Raw genomic sequence first — 15481 nt, forward strand, 5'->3', positions numbered from 1 at the left:
CATCAGTTCTCCTGGCCGCCGTGTTGGACGGGCGGCAGCTTGGGCAGCGAGGTGGTGGCATCGGAGGAACGGCGCCGGCCGCGGCGGCGTTCGTCCGCGGACTCGTCGTCCAACAGTTCTTCCAGCACCGAGCGCAGCTCGCTCCGGACGAAGTCACGCGTGGCCACTTCGCGGATGGCGATCCGCAGCGCGGCCAGTTCGCGGGTCAGGTACTCGGTGTCCGCCAGATTGCGTTCGGCCCGCTGGCGGTCCTGCTGCAGCGAGACCTTGTCCCGGTCGTCCTGGCGGTTCTGCGCCAACAGCAGCAGCGGAGCGGCGTAGGAGGCCTGCAGCGAGAGCATCAGGGTCAACGCGGTGAAGCCCAGCGCGGCGCTGTCGAAGCGCAGGTGTGCGGGTCCGAACGTGTTCCAGGCCAGCCAGAGCGCACAGAAGACCGACATCCACATCAGGAACTGCGGGGTGCCCATGAAACGGGCGAAGGACTCCGTGGCCTTGCCGAAATAATCGGGGTTCGGCCGCAACCGGACCAGCAGGCGCGTACGGGTCTCCCGCGGGGTGTCCAGTCCCGCGACCTTGATTTTCCGGTCTGCCTTTTCAGCCAAAGCGTCCACCTCCGCTTACGGGGGAGTCGTCCTGCGCCCGCCAGTCGTCGGGCAGCAAATGGTCCAGCACGTCGTCAACGGTCACGGCTCCGACCAGCCGGCCGGAGCTGTTGACCACTGCCAGGGCATTCAGATTGTAGGTTGCCAGGGTGCGGGCCACGTCGCTGACATCGGCCTGGTCCAGCACCGGCTCCAGATCGGTATCCACGATGTTGCCCAGCGCCTCCGGCGGCGGGTAGCGCAGCAGCTGCTGGATGTGGACCACGCCCAGGTATTTCCCGGTGGGGGTCTCCAGCGGCGGCCGGCAGACGAAGATGGCCGACGCCAAGGCCGGCGTGAGCTCTTCGCGGCGCACATGCGCCAGGGCCTCGGCGACCGTGGCTTCCGGGGGCAGGATCACCGGCACCGGGGTCATCATGGAACCGGCGGTGTTTTCCTCATACTCCAGCAGGCGGCGGACGTCCTTTGCTTCTTCCGGCTCCATCAGCTGCAGCAGTTCTTCCTTCTGCTCCTCGGGCAGCTCGGCCAGCAGGTCGGCGGCGTCGTCGGGATCCATCTCCTCCAGCACGACGGCGGCGCGTTCGGCATCCAGCGACGTGAGGATCTGCACCTGGTCGTCGTCCGGCAGCTCCTGGAGCACATCCGCCAGACGGTCGTCCTGCAGCTCGCTCGCGACTTCCAGCCGGCGCTTCTGGGTCATCTCGTGCAGTGCCTCGGCGAAGTCGGCGGGCTTGAGGTCCTCGTGGCTGGCCACGAAAGTAGTGGCCGCCTGCGGTTCGTGCCTGGCGCCCTGGTAGGCCTCGTGCCAGTCCACGATCAGTGTTTCGTTGCGGCGCAGGCTGCGCAGCGGCGACGTCGAATGGCCGCGCCGGACGAAGAGCTGGGACACATACCAGTCGCCGTCGCGGGACTGTTCCATGCCGATGTCCAGGATGGTGGCGTCGCCGCTGCCGTCGGCGAGCGTGACGCGGCGGTCGAACATCTCGGCGACCACCAGGGTCTCGGCGCCGCGCTGCTCGAACCGGCGCAGGTTGACCAGCCCGGTGCAGATGACCTGCCCGGCGGTGATCGAGGTGATCCGGGTCATGGGGACGAACACGCGTTTCTTGCCGGGGACCTCGACCACCAGGCCGACCACCAGGGGCGGCTTGGCGGGGCCGTAGTCGAGGACGACGACGTCGCGCAGCCGGCCCAGGCGGTCTCCGAGCGGGTCGAAGACGTCCAGGCCGAGCAGCCGGGCTACGAAGACGCGGTTGGTTTTTGTGCTCACCCCTTTAGGCTACGTGCTGGGCCCGGAAATCCGGGATTTGGCGGGCCGGCTTTGCCTTGCTCCCGGCCGCCGCACTGGCGGAGGCTAAGGCAGCGCGGCGGTTCCCACGTTCACCTGAAGCGATACCCAAACCACCGGTTGCGTATATCAGCGACAATGGGGGTATGTCGATGCTTGGCCGTACAGATTCCCGGGACCCCAGCCGTACCCTTCCGCAGGGCGAGTTGATCGGAAACTACCGCTCGTATCTGGATGCCCAGAAAGTGGTGGACTACCTCGCGGACGAGGAATTCCCCGTCCAGCACGTGACCATCGTCGGCAACGACCTGAAGACCGTCGAGCGGGTGACCGGCAAGCTCAGCTATCCCCGGGTTGCCCTCTCCGGCGCGGCCACCGGCGCCTGGTTCGGCCTGTTCGTCGGCTTGCTGCTGATGCTCTTCGGTGGCGGCGAAACCTTTGTGCTGCTGATCTCGTCGATGGCCATGGGCGCGGCCTTCTGGATGCTCTTCGGCATCATTTCCTACGCACTGCAGCGCGGCAAGCGGGACTTCACCTCCACCAACCAGGTGATCGCCACCAGCTATGACGTGGTGGTCTCCACCGAGGTGGCACACGAGGCCCGGCGGTTGGCCGCGCAGCTGCCGATGGCCGGGACCGCGGTTCCCGGCCGCCCGGCAAACCACGGGCAGTCGCCCGTCGGGCCGCAGCCGCCTGCCGGCTATGGCCCGCAGCCTCCTGCGGGCCAGCAGCCGCAGGCCCCGGAGCGACCGGCCCAGTGGGGCGAGGACCCGTACCGCCAGGGCGGCGTCCAAGGACAGCAGCCCCAGCCCGGCCCGCCCGACGCGGTCCAGCCCGGGGTGCCGGGCCAGCCCGTGCGCGGGCGCTTTCCGGACCTGCCCGACGGCCGCCCGCAGTACGGAATCCGCGTTACTCCGGAGCCCGCCCAGCCCCAGCAGGCCGGCGAGCCCCAGAACGGCTCCAGCCAGCAGGCCGACGGGCCCCAGAACGGCGCCGGCCCGCAGGCCGGCGTCTCCGAGCCCGACGGCGGCACGCCGACCGGCGGGAGCCAGCCGGCCGGCCCTCGGGCCGGCGAGGGGAACCCGGACTCCTTCAACGACAACGACCGGCCCGGCACCTAGCCGCACGCCACCGGCGCCCCGCAGGATGAACCGCCCGCACGACGAACGGGCACCGTGCGAGGCCCCGCACCATGCACGCACCATAAACGGGAAGGGATCCGCCGTCGCAGACGGCGGATCCCTTCCCTGGCGTTGCTCCGGCCACGGCTGCCGGGGGCGCTATTCCCCTGACGTGCCGTAGATGCCGGCCATCCAGGACTCCACGTCCTCGGGCTTGCGCGGCAGGGCCGCCGACAGGTTCACGGGGCCGTCGGCGGTCATCAGGATGTCGTCCTCGATCCGCACCCCGATGCCGCGGTATTCGGCCGGAACGGACAGGTCTTCGTCCTTGAAATAGAGTCCGGGCTCGATCGTGAACACCATGCCCGGGGTGAGCACGCCGTCCAGGTACAGCTCGCGCTTCGCCTGCGCACAGTCATGGACGTCCAGGCCAAGGTGATGGCTGGTGCCGTGCGGCATCCAGCGCCGGTGGTGCTGGCCCTCGGGGGAGAGCGCCTCGGCCAGGGGAACCGGCAACAGGCCCCACTCGTCCAGCCGCTCGGCGAGCACGGTCACGGCGGCGGTGTGCACGTCACGGAACTTCACGCCCGGCTGCGCGGCGGCAAAACCGGCGTCGGCGGCATCGAGTACCGCCTGGTAGATCCTGCGCTGGACCTCGGTGAACGTGCCGTTGACCGGCAGCGTGCGGGTTACGTCCGCGGTGTACAGGGAGTCGGCTTCCACGCCTGCGTCCAGCAGCAGCAGGTCTCCGGCCTTCACCTGCCCGTTGTTGCGGATCCAGTGCAGGATGGTTGCGTTGTTGCCGCTGGCGGCGATGGTGTCGTAGCCCAGGTCGTTGCCTTCTTCGCGTGCCCGGGCAAAAAACGCGCCCTCCACCACGCGTTCGCCCCGCTCGTGCGTCAGCGCGCGAGGCAGCACCTTGACCACCTCGTGAAAGCCGTTCACCGTGGCCTCCACGGCCTTCTTCATCTCCTGGACTTCCCACTCGTCCTTGAGCAGGCGCAGTTCGGACAGCGCTTCGGAGAGCTTGCCGTCGAGCCGGTCTGATTCCTCCAGGTCCACGCCGGTGTTGATCCGGGAGGTGTCCACGAGGGCGTCCACGTTCAGGTCGACCTCACGCAGCAGCCGGATGCGCATGCCGCCCACATGGACGACGCCGGCATCCTTGGTGATGGCGACCTCGAGTTCGCCCAGGTCGGCGGTGGGCAGGCCCAATCGGCGGCTCAGCTCCTCCAGCGTGGGCCGGGGACCGATCCAGAACTCGCCGTACCGCGCGTTGGCGTAGAACTCGGCGGAATCCCGGCCGGACATGGGGCGGAAGTACAGCGTGGCCCGGTGGTGGCCGCCGTCGTCTCCAGATCCCGCCTCGGTGGGTTCCATGACCAGCACGGCGTCCGGCTCATGGTCCAGGCCCAGGCCCGTGAGGTGGGCGAAGCCCGAATGCGGGCGGAAGCGGTAGTCGGTGTCATTGGAGCGGACCTTCAGCGGGCCGGCCGGAATGACCAGGCGTTCGCCGTGGAAGTGCTCCGAGAGAGCCCTACGGCGGCGCGCGGCGTAGGGTGCGACGGCTTCCTGCTCCGGTGCGGACGAGCCGGCCGGAGCCCAATGGCTGCCCATGAACTCCTTGAAGGCATCCGATTCCGGGCGCTGGGAACGGTTGTTGACGCGGTCTTCCAGCGGCTGCTCCCCGGCAGGCTGCTGTGAGGCGTCCTCATTCTGGTAAGTACTCACCGGTCCATCGTCTCACCGGCCCAAGGCGCTGCCAACATCGGCGCCCGGCAGGGGCTCCTGGCGTAAATTAGTTCTGTGATGATCGACCTGCACGCGCATTCCACGGTTTCCGACGGCACCGAACCGCCCGCCGAGGTGGTGCGTGCCGCCGCAGCCGCCGGTCTTGACGTCGTGGCGCTGACCGACCATGACTCCACTGCCGGCTGGGAAGCGGCACGAACCGCCGCCGTCGAGGCAGGCCTCGGGTTTGTGCCCGGCATGGAGGTCACGTGCCGGACCGTGGAGGGCATCAGCGTTCATGTGCTCTCCTATCTCCACGATCCAGCCCACCCCGGCCTGCTGGCCGAAATCAACAAGGCCCGCGACGCGCGGAGGACCCGGGCCGAACGGATGGTGGAACTGCTCGCCGAGGACTTCCCCATCTCTTGGGCAGAGGTCACGGCCCGGGCCGGGCACGGGGCGACCATCGGCCGGCCGCACATCGCCGACGCATTGGTGGCGGCGGGGGTCGTGTCTGACCGCAGCGAGGCCTTCGCCCGGATCCTGACCGCCCACTCGCGCTACTACGTGTCGCACTACGCGCCCGACCCGGCCACCGCCGTCGCCCTGGTGCGCGAGGCGGGGGGAGTGCCGGTCTTTGCCCATCCTGTGGCCAGCAGCAGGGGCCGGGTGGTCGGCGATGCCGTCGTCCGCGAGATGCTCGACGCGGGGCTGGCCGGGGTGGAAATCGATCACCGGGACAACCCGGAAGAGGGCAGGGAACAGCTGCGCCGGCTGGCCGCCAAGCACGATCTGATAGTCACGGGTTCCAGCGATTACCACGGCGCGGGCAAGCCGAACCGGCTGGGCGAAAACACCACCGACCCGGCCATGCTGGACCGCATCCTCGCCGCCGGGACGGGCGCTGCGGCGCACCTTCCCGGCCGCATCGCCCGGTGACGCTTTACGTCCTCGTCTGGCCGGTCATTGTGGCCGCAACCCTGTACGTCATTGCCCGCGGCTTCTTCAAGAAGTGGGCTCAGGCGGGCCGGGAGGGCCGCGGCATCATCTAGCCGCCGCCCCGGGACACCACAACGACGGCGGGGCGCGGGCCGGTTCCTGGAACCGGTCCGCGCCCCGCCGTTCTTTTCCGCCGGTTAGCTTTCGCCGGCGCCGACCGTGGCCTCGGCGCCCACGGCGGCCTCTGCTCCGGCGGCCTCAACCACTGCCGCGTGGCGGCCCAGCCGTTTGCGCATGACGTCGATGGCCTGCGGGTTCTGGTCCACGCAGACGAACCGCCGGTCCATGCCGGCGGCCACGGCGCCGAGGGTCCCGGAGCCGGCAAAGAAGTCGAGCACCCAGTCGCCGGGCCGGCTGCTCGCGGCAACCATCCGGCGCAGCAGCCCTTCGGGCTTCTGGGTAGGGTAGCCGGTCTTCTCCCGGCCGGTGGGGGAGACGATGGTGTGCCACCAGACATCGGTCGGGAGCTTGCCGCGGGCGGCCTTCTCCGCGGTCACCAGGCCCGGAGCCATGTACGGCTCGCGGTCCACTTCCGCGTTGTCGAAGTGGTACGCCTTCGGGTTCTTCACGTAGACCAGGATGTTGTCGTGCTTGGCGGGCCAGCGGTTGCGCGCACGGGCGCCGTAATCGTAGGCCCAGATGATCTCGTTCAGGAAGCTCTCGCGGCCGAAGAGCATATCCAGCAGCACCTTGGCATAGTGCACCTCGCGGTAATCCAGGTGCAGGTACAGCGTGCCGTCGTCGGCCAGCAGCCGCCACGCCTCGGAGAGGCGGGGCTCCAGGAAGGACCAGTAGTCGTCGAACGCGTCGTCATAGCTGGCGAGCGTGCCCTTGACCGTCTGGTACGACTTGCCCTTGAACCCGATGCGGTCGCCTTCGCCATCGGCGCTGCGCACCATGGAGGTCTGCTGCCGGACCTGGGCCCGGCCGGTGTTGAACGGCGGGTCCAGGTAGATCATGGTGAAAGCGCCGTCGGGCAGCGTGGGCAGGAAGTCGGCGTTGTCCGCCCGGACTACCAGCGAGCTGCCGTCGGGCGTCCACCGGATACCGGCCACTATTCCCCGCTGGCGCCGTCGGTGACCTGCTGGGCGGTCCCGTTGACGACCTCGCCGTTGCGGCGGCGGGTGCGTGAACGCTTCCGGCGCGGCTTGTCGGCCGAGGCGACGGTCGTGTTCTCGGTGGCTGCCTCCTCGGTGCCGCGGCGCTGCCGCGGGTTGCCCGAGTCGGACCGGCCCTGCGGGCCGCCCTGGCGTGCGCCGCCGCGGCGCGCACCGCCGCGGCCGCCGTCCTGTCGCTGGCCGCCGGAGCGGGCAGGGTGCTTTCCGGTCTCGCCCAGGTCTTCGAGCTTCTCGGCGTCGATGCCGGCGAGCTTGCGCTGGCTGCGCGGAAGCCTGCCCTTGGTGCCTTCGGGAATGTTCAGGTCGGTGAACAGGTGCGGGGAGGAGGAGTAGGTCTCCTGGGGTTCCGGCACGTCCAGGCCGAGGGCCTTGTTGATCAGGCCCCAGCGCGGGACGTCGTCCCAGTCCACGAAGGTGACGGCGGTGCCCTTGTTACCGGCGCGGCCGGTCCGGCCCACCCGGTGCAGGTAGGCCTTCTCGTCTTCGGGGCACTGGAAGTTGATCACGTGGGTGACGTCTTCCACGTCGATGCCACGGGCTGCGACGTCGGTCGCGACCAGCACGTCCACCTTGTTGTTGCGGAACGCGCGCAGCGCCTGTTCGCGGGCGCCCTGGCCGAGGTCGCCGTGGATGGCGCCGGCGGCGAACCCGCGGTCGATCAGCTCCTCGGACAGCTTGGCGGCCGTGCGCTTGGTCTTGGTGAAGATGATGGTCCGGCCGCGGCCCTCGGCCTGCAGGATGCGGGCCACCACCTCGTCCTTGTCCAGGTTGTGTGCGCGGTAGACAACCTGGCGGATGTCCTTCTTGGTGATGCCTTCGTCGTCCGGGTCTGCGGCGCGGATGTGCGTCGGCTGCGTCATGTACCGCCGGGCCATGGCGATGACCGGTCCGGGCATGGTTGCGGAAAAGAGCATGGTCTGGCGTACGGCCGGGGTCGCGGCCAGCAGCGTCTCGACGTCCGGCAGGAAGCCCAGGTCCAGCATCTCGTCGGCTTCGTCCAGGACCACGATGCGGACGTTCTTCAGGCTCAGGTGCTTCTGGCGGTGCAGGTCGATCAGACGGCCGGGGGTGCCGACCACGACCTCGACGCCCTTCTGCAGCAGCTCGATCTGGGGCTCGTAGGCGCGGCCGCCGTAGATGACGGCGACGCGGGCGTTGCGCTGCTTGGAGGCGGTCATCAGGTCGTTGCCGACCTGCACGGCCAGTTCGCGCGTCGGCACAACGATCAGGGCCTGCGGCGCACCGGGCACCGGAAGCTTGTCGAAGCCGTCGTCGTCCGGTCCCACCACCCGCTGCAGCGCGGGGATGCCGAAGCCCAGGGTCTTGCCCGTACCGGTCTTGGCCTGGCCGATGATGTCGTGGCCGCCGAGGGCCACCGGCAGGGTCATGGACTGGATCGGGAAGGGGTGGGTAATGCCGGCGTCGAAAAGCGACCGCACGATGTCCGCGCGGACGTTGAAGTCGGCGAAGGTCTGCTTGGGCAGTTCGTGGGGGCGTTCGTCGGAGGCCAGCACGGCCTCGACGACCAGTTCTTCGGCGCTGTTGTCAGCGTGGATGAGCTGTTCGCCAGCCACCTGGATATTTTCAGTGTTCAATTACATACCGTTCATTCAGGCGCCGACGCCGGCGGTGCTCAACGGTCCCGCAGATGCTGCGGGAGCGGAACAAGGCGGAAGCGTGGCGCAACCAGTGGAAGCCGATCGCGGGCTAACAACTGCTTTCCCGGCCGGCCAACGAGGCAGCCAAGGAGGTTAAAGATCGCGTAGGGACGGATCTGTTGATGGATTCACTTCACTCAATCAACGACCGGGCATCCAGTACTACACGGTTAAGTCTACCGGTCGTTGGCAAACCGGCCCCCGCGCCGCACCGTGCGGGCACTTAACCGTCGGCCAGTTCAAAGTGCAGGCGCCGTTCCCCGATGTCCGCCATGGTCAAGCGAACGCGCACCGTGGCCCCTGCCGCCAGGATTCCCGAGCACCGTGCGGTGACCGGCGGGTCGCTGAGCTGAACCACGCCGTACGGCTCCTGGCCGCCGTTGCCTTTGCCCCTGCCGGCCACCAGGACCTTCCCGTTCCCGCTCCCGTTGCGGCCGCCGGCGCCGTTTCCGTTTCCGTTGCCCGGGTACCGGGTGCCGGTGATCACGACGGCGTCGAATTCTTCCCCGACGCGGTGGCTCAGCAGCGCCGTTTCAACGGCGTCCAGGGCGGCGCGGTCCACCCGCCCCGCCAACTGGTCGGAAGCCGCCATCAGCTTGGGCAATTCCTCCAGCGCGTCCTGGGCCCACTGCGGGACGGGTTCGCCGGCGCACAGGGCATGGCAGATCACCAGCACGAAACGGTCCACCAGCCGCCGCAGGGGAGCCGTGGCGTGCGCATAGGGTGCGGCAATGGCGGCCTGCTGCCGTTCGGGCGGGAGCTCGCCGACGAACGGCGTGTAGCCGGCACCGCGGAAGAGGGCGGTGGCCCCGTGCATCAGGGCCAGTTGCTTGGGATCGGTGGTGTCCAGGCTGCGCAGATAGTCGCCGTAGGCCATCTCGTGCGGCCACGGGAACCCCAACGCCTCGGTCTGCCGGCGGTACTGGGCCTCGGCGTCAGCGTCCGGTCCCGGCATGGTGCGCAGTATCCCGATCCGGCCTGCCAGCATGATCTCGGCCGCGGCCATCCCGGTCATCAGCGATATCTGGGCGTTCCAATCCTCCACCGGCAACGGCGGCCTGGTGACAATGAAGTAGTGCCGGCCGTCATGGGCAATCTCCTGGTCGGGGACATTCAGGCTCGCCCCGCCGCGCTCGCGTTCGAGCTCCACCCGCTTGCTGCCCACTTCCTTCAGCAGCAGCAGGGTGGGCGCCGCATCGCCCGAATCGATGTCCTGCTGCACCTGCTCGTAGTTCAGCTTGGCCCGGCTCCGCACCTTGGCGCGTTCCAGGGTGGCCGCGGTGACCCGCGCGGCGGCGTCGAGCTCGAATCGCCACACATAGGCTGACCGCAGCTGGTCCGCCAGCAGCGACCCGGCCTGTTCGCCGATGACGTCGGGATGCAGCGGGATCCGTCCGTCCGGGGCGTAGATGGTCTGGCCCCGCCGCCGGGTTTCGGCATCCAGTTCGCCGCCGGCCTCCACAAAGGAGGGGACGTCGGCGATCGCGTACCAGACCGTGTAACCGCCGTCGGTGGACTCGATGTACAGGGCCTGGTCCAAGTCGGTGGACGCGGGCGGATCGATGGTCACGAATTCCAGTGCGGTCAGATCGGTCTCCGGCAGCCGATGGGCGGCCACGGCGGCCCGGGCCTCCGCGAGTGCGCCCGCGTCGAACTCCTGCGGCAGGTCGAACTCTGTCCGCAGGTCTTTCAGCACCCGTGCCAGCAGATGCTGGGACTCGTTGACCTTCGGGTCCAAATGCGGGTACGGCACACGGTTAGCCTAACGGCAGCCGCGTCGAAATGGGACGCTACCCTTGGATTCATGAGCACCGTGAGCACCGTTCCCGCAGCGCCCGGCGAGGATTCCGGCCGCCGCCGGCAATTCCTGATCGATCTGTACGGCGTGATGGCCTACGGCGAGCTGTCCGCCTTCGAGCGGTTTTCCTCCGACGCACGCTTTTCGCCCACCCTGCATGACCGGGCCGCAGTCGGCCGGCTCGCGGTGACCGAGTTTGAACATTTCGAGGCCGTGGCCGCGCAGCTGGAGCAACTCGGCGTGGACGTGGAAACGGCCATGGCCCCTTTCCAGCCCTCCATCGATGCCTTCCACGACCGGACGCGCCCGGCCGACTGGTACGAGTCCCTGATGAAGGCCTACGTCACCGACGGCGTGCTGGGGGACTTCTACCTGCACATCGCCGGAGCCCTCGACAGCGAGACGCAGAAGCTGGTCGCCCGGATCAAGGAAAACACCGAGCAGATCTCCATGATCGCGGCCCGGCTGCAGCAGGTGCTGGCCGACGATCCACGGCTGGCCTCGCGGCTGGCGCTGTGGGGGCGCAGGCTGGTGGGGGAGGCCTTGACCCAGGCACAGCGGATCGGGATTGAGCGCGCCGTGCTCAGCGAGCTGATGCGGGGGCAGGATCCCGACCGGCAGGCACAGGCCACCGGAGAGTTGTTTGCCCGGCTGACCCAAAACCATTCGCGCCGAATGAATGACCTGGGCCTGACGGCGTGAGCGCAGGCCTTCAACGGGGTTGGCTTCACCGGTAGGCTGGCGGCACAGGCGGCCGCAAGCCGCGGCAGCCGGGCCGCGCGGCAGACCGCCGCGCAACCGGGAGGGCATCGTGGGACGTGCGAAAGACGTACTCGACAGTGAGGAAATAGACCGGCAGCTGCGCGGGTTGCCGCAGTGGCGCTACGCGGACGGAGCGCTGGTCAGCGCGTTCAAGCTGGACAATGGGCGCGAGGCCCTGAATTTCATTGCCGCCGTGGGCGACCTGGCCGAGGAGCAGCGGCACCACCCGGACCTGGACTGGCGGTACAACAAGGTCTTGTTGCGCTTCACGTCGCATGACGCCGATTCGGCAGTCACTACCCGTGACGTGTCCGCGGCGGCAGCGGTGAGCGTGCTGGCGCGGAAGCTTGGCGCGGACGCGGACCCGGACGGCTATCCCGGCTAGCTTTCCTGCCCGGCCGGCTTCGTTCAGCCCAGCAGGGCGGTCAGCCGTTCGGTATCCCGCTGCACGCGGCGGCGTCCGATCCACCAGGCACCGGCCCACGCGGCCGGAACGGAAACGGCCATCGGCAGCAGCCAGGACAGGAAGTGCACGCCCGGTTCGGAGCCGAGGCCGGCGGCCATGAGGACGAACCAGAGCAGCACCGCCGCCGCCACCGCGATCCCGGGCAGCAGCAGCACCCCGTAGGCGTGGCGCCGCCGGTCCACCGCCCAGGCGGTGAAGCCGACGGCGGCGGCGACGAGCACCAGCAGGACCAGTGCGACCATGGGTGGTTAGAGAGCGCCGAATCCGACGGGGCGCGGCCCCTCGGCGCCGATCTCGACGTAGGCCAGGACATTGGACGGGATGATGACCAGGCGTCCCTTGGCGTCGGTCAGGCGCAGCTCGGCGCCGCCGTTCATGGCACGGCTCGCGATCTCGGCCACCTCGTCCGGCGACTGCGACGAATCGAGCACGATTTCACGGCCGACGTTCTGCATGCCGATCTTCACTTCCACGCTGATGCCTCCTGGTAATGCTGTAAGCCGGGTGGGTTCCCTACTGGCGAATCTATCCTAGGGTTCCTTCGGGAAGCGTGAAATTCCGCGCCAAGCTAAACGGTAGATCAGTTCGCTCGCGGCGTCCTGGTCCAGTTCCCCGCCCGAGCGCAGCCAGTGCCGGGCACTGATCTGCGCCATGCCGGCCAGGGCCCGGCCCAGCAGTGTGGCCTCGACCGCCGACAGCTTGGTGTCCTCGGCGATGACACCGGCGATGGCGCTGGCCAGCCGCGCGTTGAAGTCCTCCAAGCGGCCGCTCACGTCGGGGTCGTTGTTCAGGTCGGATTCGAAGACCAGCCGGTGCGCCTGGCTGTCCTGGGCGATGAACTGGTAGTAGGCCCGGATGGTGGCGTGCACGCGAAGTTTGTTGTCCGTCGTCGAGTTCAGCGCAGCCATCAGCATCGCGTTCAGCGATTCCAGGTGGTGGTCCAGCAGGGCCAGATAGAGCTCCCGCTTGCCGGGGAAGTGCTGGTAGAGCACCGGCTTGCTCACGTTCGCTGCGTCGGCGATCTCGTCCATCGCCGCCGCATGGTAGCCATTGACCACGAAGACCTCGTGTGCCGCCTGCAGCAGCTGGCGCCGTCGTTCCTCCCGCGGCAGTCGGGTGGGCTTGGCGGCTGAGCGGGGTTCTGTCGTCACGGTAGTACACGGCCTCTTCCGGCGCTGCGGTCAGGAAAACTTACAGCGCCACGGTGCAGTAAGTGTCAGTCCCGACCAGTCTACGCACCAGCAACCGGCTGGGGCGTAGATTGGAAGAATGAGCACCTTGGAGACCCGGCAGCTGCCGCCGCTCGTGGAACCGGCAGTGTCCCTCAGCAAGGCCGAGACCGAGCGGTATTCGCGGCACCTGATCATCCCCGAAGTCGGCATGGCCGGCCAGCTGAGGCTGAAGAACGCCAGGGTGCTGGTGATCGGCGCCGGCGGCCTCGGATCGCCGGCCATGCTGTACCTGGCCGCTGCGGGGGTGGGCCGGATCGGGATCGTGGACGACGACGCGGTGGAAGCGAGCAACCTGCAGCGCCAGGTCATCCATGGCGTGGCGGACCTGGGGCGCAGCAAGGCGGCCTCGGCACGGGACAGCATCCTGGCGCTGAACCCCGGCGTGGATGTGGTGCTGCACGAGGTCCGGCTGGACACCGGCAACGTCCTGGAAATTTTCGCCGGCTACGACGTCATCCTGGACGGCACCGACAACTTCGCCACCCGGTATCTGGTCAACGACGCCGCCGCGCTGCTGGGCAAACCCTACGTGTGGGGATCCATCCTGCGGTTCGACGGGCAGGTCAGTGTCTTTTGGGACGCCCACGGGCCGAACTACCGCGACCTCTATCCGGAGGCGCCGCCGCCCGGTTCGGTGCCGTCCTGCGCCGAGGGCGGCGTGCTCGGCGTCCTGTGCGCACAGATCGGCTCCGTGATGGTCAACGAGGCGATCAAGCTGATCACCGGCATCGGGCAGACGCTGTTGGGCCGCGTCCTGGTCTTCAATGCCCTCCAGATGAGCTGGCGGGAGCTGAAGGTACGCAAGGATCCCGACGCCGAGCCAATCACCGGGCTGGCCGACTACGAGTCGTTCTGCGGGGTCGCGCCGCCGCGCCGGGTCGACGCCGACCACGCGGTGGACGCCCGCACCCTGTCCCGGATGCTGGCCGACCGCGATGCCGGCAGGGGCGACTTCGAGCTGATCGACGTCCGCGAACCGGGCGAATACGAAGTGGTGAACATTCCCGGCGCCGTCCTGGTTCCGAAGGGACGCATCCTGTCCGGCGAGGCCCTGGAGGACCTGCCCCGGGACACGGACCTGGTTTTCCACTGCAAATCGGGCGCGCGCTCGGCCGAAGTCCTGCAGAGCCTGCTGGCGCGGGGCTACACCCGGGTATCCCACCTCGACGGCGGAATCCTGGCGTGGGTCAGGGACGTGGAGCCCTCAAAGCCGGTGTACTAAGGGTCACCCTGGCGCCGGCCGCGACCGGCTGCAGGCGCCGCGGCCGCCTCAGGCAGTGGCGGCCTCGTCGCCGTGCGCGACCGGGCAGGACGCCGCATCCGCGGCCCGGGGCAGGGCGGGGTCTTCGACCGTGATGCCGTACAGCGCTTCCAGGGCGGCAATGTAACGCTCCTGCTCGCCGTTGGCGGCCAGTTCCCGCGCCCGCACGGTGGGCAGGTGCAGCAACTGCTTGACCATGCGGCGCATGGCGAACTCGACTTCCTGGGCTGGGCCGGTGCAGCCGTGCTGCGAGCGCACTTTCTCGAGCTCGTTCTCCAGTACCTGCATGGTGTGCTTGCGAAGCGCCACGATGGCGGAGTCCACGCTGCGCGCCTGCCGGCTGGCCTCGAAGCTGCGCGCCGCGTTGGCGACGATCTCGGCCGCCTGCTGCACGGATTCGGCCTGCTCCTCGGGCGCTGCCATCCGCACGGACTCCAGCGTGATCAGCTCCACGCCCTCGAGCGCCCCCACGGCGGGATCAAAGTCGTGGCTCAGCGCGAGGTCGATGATCGTCAGCGGCTTGTCGACGCCGGTGCGCACCCCGGCCACGCGCTCGGCACTGACCTGGTTGTCGCTGCCGCTGCAGCCAATGACGACGTCGGCGGAAGCCATCGCGCTGTCCAGCGCCGCGTGGGTCAGCGGGACGCCGCCGCGGGTTTCGGTGAACGCCGCGGCGCGGCCGGAAGCCGAGTAGACGCTGATATGGGTGCAGCCGCGTTCGCGCAGCAGCGCCATGGTGGCCCCGGCGTAGGCGCCGGTCCCGAAGAGTACAACCTGCTTGCCCGACCAGTCCTTCTCGACGGCCAGATCCGTGGCGAGGTCGAGCGCGACCGACACGATCGAAAGCCCGCGGCCGCCGAGTGCCGTCTGCGTCCCGACGTCCTTGGCCGTCCGGGAAGCGGTCTGGAAGAGCCGGACCAGCCCCCCGCTCGCGGTGCCTTTTTCCTGCGCCTCGATCAGGGCCCGACGCACCTGGCCGGCCACCTCGCGTTCGCCGACCACGGCCGAATCCAGGCCGGCCCCGACCGCGAACAGGTGCCGCGCAACGTCCTCGCCGGTGTTCACGTCGAAGGAGCGGGCGACCAGCGCGTCGTCCAGCCCCGAGCAGCGGCTGATCTGTTCAATGAGCGCGGCGCGGGCGGCCTCCAGGTCGGACTCGCTCTCGGTCTCGCAGTAAACTTCCACCCGGTTGCAGGTAGCCAGGACCACGGCGCCGGTGACCGGGGACCCGTCTGCGAGCACGTCGGTATCGATCCGGGAGGTGCCGGCACTCAGGCGGGCCACCGTTTCCAGATCGACCTTGGAATGGGTTGCAACAAGTGAAAGTAAGACCACAGCGCCTCTATCTTAGCGGGAAGCCAGCGTCGGCTCCTCCAAGCTTGGCCCATTAACCCGGCGTTAACCTGGTTCCGGGCGCCGCCGGCGCCGGTGATATTGGCCACTCG

Annotated in this window: 16 protein-coding genes; 6 read left to right on the forward strand and 10 right to left on the reverse strand. The window is 68.9% G+C overall.

Annotated elements, in window-relative coordinates:
- Window positions 1-2: 2 nt before the first annotated feature.
- On the reverse strand, window positions 3-602 hold the full coding sequence (locus AC5RTY_RS08285; RefSeq protein WP_494000285.1) for a DUF1003 domain-containing protein: 600 nt from the start codon (window positions 600-602) through the stop codon (window positions 3-5).
- Window positions 595-1872, reverse strand: a complete 1278-nt coding sequence (locus AC5RTY_RS08290) for a magnesium transporter MgtE N-terminal domain-containing protein (RefSeq protein WP_494000284.1) — start codon at window positions 1870-1872, stop codon at window positions 595-597. Before AC5RTY_RS08290 ends, AC5RTY_RS08285 begins: the two co-directional genes overlap by 8 nt.
- A gap of 164 nt (window positions 1873-2036) precedes the next feature.
- Between AC5RTY_RS08290 and AC5RTY_RS08295 the strand changes: the two genes are divergently transcribed.
- Entirely contained in the window at window positions 2037-3011 is a 975-nt protein-coding gene (locus AC5RTY_RS08295) for a YflT domain-containing protein (RefSeq protein WP_494139357.1), read from the forward strand.
- A gap of 159 nt (window positions 3012-3170) precedes the next feature.
- On the opposite strand, the gene AC5RTY_RS08300 is transcribed toward AC5RTY_RS08295, so the two are convergent.
- On the reverse strand, window positions 3171-4742 hold the full coding sequence (locus AC5RTY_RS08300) for an aminopeptidase P family protein (RefSeq protein WP_494139358.1): 1572 nt from the start codon (window positions 4740-4742) through the stop codon (window positions 3171-3173).
- A gap of 75 nt (window positions 4743-4817) precedes the next feature.
- On the opposite strand from AC5RTY_RS08300, the gene AC5RTY_RS08305 reads away from it, so the two are divergent.
- Together AC5RTY_RS08305 and AC5RTY_RS08310 are read left to right on the forward strand one after the other, a co-directional pair.
- A complete protein-coding gene (locus AC5RTY_RS08305; RefSeq protein ID WP_494110070.1) occupies window positions 4818-5681 on the forward strand; it encodes a PHP domain-containing protein in 864 nt (287 codons plus the stop codon).
- Window positions 5678-5794 (forward strand): putative transporter small subunit, encoded by a 117-nt coding sequence (locus AC5RTY_RS08310; protein WP_494110069.1) that lies wholly within the window; start codon window positions 5678-5680, stop codon window positions 5792-5794. Before AC5RTY_RS08305 ends, AC5RTY_RS08310 begins: the two co-directional genes overlap by 4 nt.
- Before the next feature lie 84 nt (window positions 5795-5878).
- Here the strand turns inward: AC5RTY_RS08310 and AC5RTY_RS08315 are convergent, their stop codons facing one another.
- The 3 genes from AC5RTY_RS08315 to AC5RTY_RS08325 form a co-directional block, all read right to left on the reverse strand.
- Complete coding sequence (locus tag AC5RTY_RS08315) at window positions 5879-6796, reverse strand: DNA-methyltransferase (protein ID WP_494110068.1); 918 nt, start codon at window positions 6794-6796, stop codon at window positions 5879-5881.
- The gene (locus tag AC5RTY_RS08320) at window positions 6796-8415 is read right to left on the reverse strand and encodes a DEAD/DEAH box helicase (RefSeq protein ID WP_494001282.1); all 1620 of its coding nucleotides are present in this window, start codon (window positions 8413-8415) and stop codon (window positions 6796-6798) included. Before AC5RTY_RS08320 ends, AC5RTY_RS08315 begins: the two co-directional genes overlap by 1 nt.
- 325 nt (window positions 8416-8740) lie before the next feature.
- The gene (locus AC5RTY_RS08325) at window positions 8741-10270 is read right to left on the reverse strand and encodes an RNB domain-containing ribonuclease (protein ID WP_494110067.1); all 1530 of its coding nucleotides are present in this window, start codon (window positions 10268-10270) and stop codon (window positions 8741-8743) included.
- Between the two features lie 51 nt (window positions 10271-10321).
- Here AC5RTY_RS08325 and AC5RTY_RS08330 point away from each other — a divergent pair, with 51 nt between their 5' ends.
- Together AC5RTY_RS08330 and AC5RTY_RS08335 are read left to right on the forward strand one after the other, a co-directional pair.
- Entirely contained in the window at window positions 10322-11017 is a 696-nt protein-coding gene (locus AC5RTY_RS08330) for a ferritin-like fold-containing protein (RefSeq protein WP_494012558.1), read from the forward strand.
- A gap of 109 nt (window positions 11018-11126) precedes the next feature.
- The gene (locus AC5RTY_RS08335) at window positions 11127-11462 is read left to right on the forward strand and encodes a 4a-hydroxytetrahydrobiopterin dehydratase (protein WP_494000276.1); all 336 of its coding nucleotides are present in this window, start codon (window positions 11127-11129) and stop codon (window positions 11460-11462) included.
- A 23-nt stretch (window positions 11463-11485) separates the two neighbouring features.
- Here the strand turns inward: AC5RTY_RS08335 and AC5RTY_RS08340 are convergent, their stop codons facing one another.
- From AC5RTY_RS08340 to AC5RTY_RS08350, 3 genes are read right to left on the reverse strand one after another with little or no spacing between them, the layout of a single operon-like run.
- Window positions 11486-11785, reverse strand: a complete 300-nt coding sequence (locus AC5RTY_RS08340) for a hypothetical protein (RefSeq protein WP_494000275.1) — start codon at window positions 11783-11785, stop codon at window positions 11486-11488.
- 6 nt (window positions 11786-11791) lie between these two features.
- Window positions 11792-12016, reverse strand: a complete 225-nt coding sequence (locus AC5RTY_RS08345) for a DUF3107 domain-containing protein (protein ID WP_136784705.1) — start codon at window positions 12014-12016, stop codon at window positions 11792-11794.
- Window positions 12017-12073: 57 nt separating this feature from the next.
- Entirely contained in the window at window positions 12074-12694 is a 621-nt protein-coding gene (locus AC5RTY_RS08350) for a TetR/AcrR family transcriptional regulator (RefSeq protein WP_494000274.1), read from the reverse strand.
- Window positions 12695-12812: 118 nt separating this feature from the next.
- Here AC5RTY_RS08350 and moeB point away from each other — a divergent pair, with 118 nt between their 5' ends.
- On the forward strand, window positions 12813-13997 hold the full coding sequence (moeB, locus tag AC5RTY_RS08355; RefSeq protein WP_494110066.1) for a molybdopterin-synthase adenylyltransferase MoeB: 1185 nt from the start codon (window positions 12813-12815) through the stop codon (window positions 13995-13997).
- Between the two features lie 48 nt (window positions 13998-14045).
- Here moeB and AC5RTY_RS08360 read toward each other — a convergent pair whose 3' ends face one another.
- Window positions 14046-15371: a glutamyl-tRNA reductase gene (locus AC5RTY_RS08360; protein WP_494000272.1), complete on the reverse strand. Its 1326-nt coding sequence runs from the start codon at window positions 15369-15371 to the stop codon at window positions 14046-14048.
- Between the last annotated feature and the right edge of the window lie 110 nt (window positions 15372-15481).

The organism is Arthrobacter sp. Y3224055 (genome assembly GCF_059090825.1).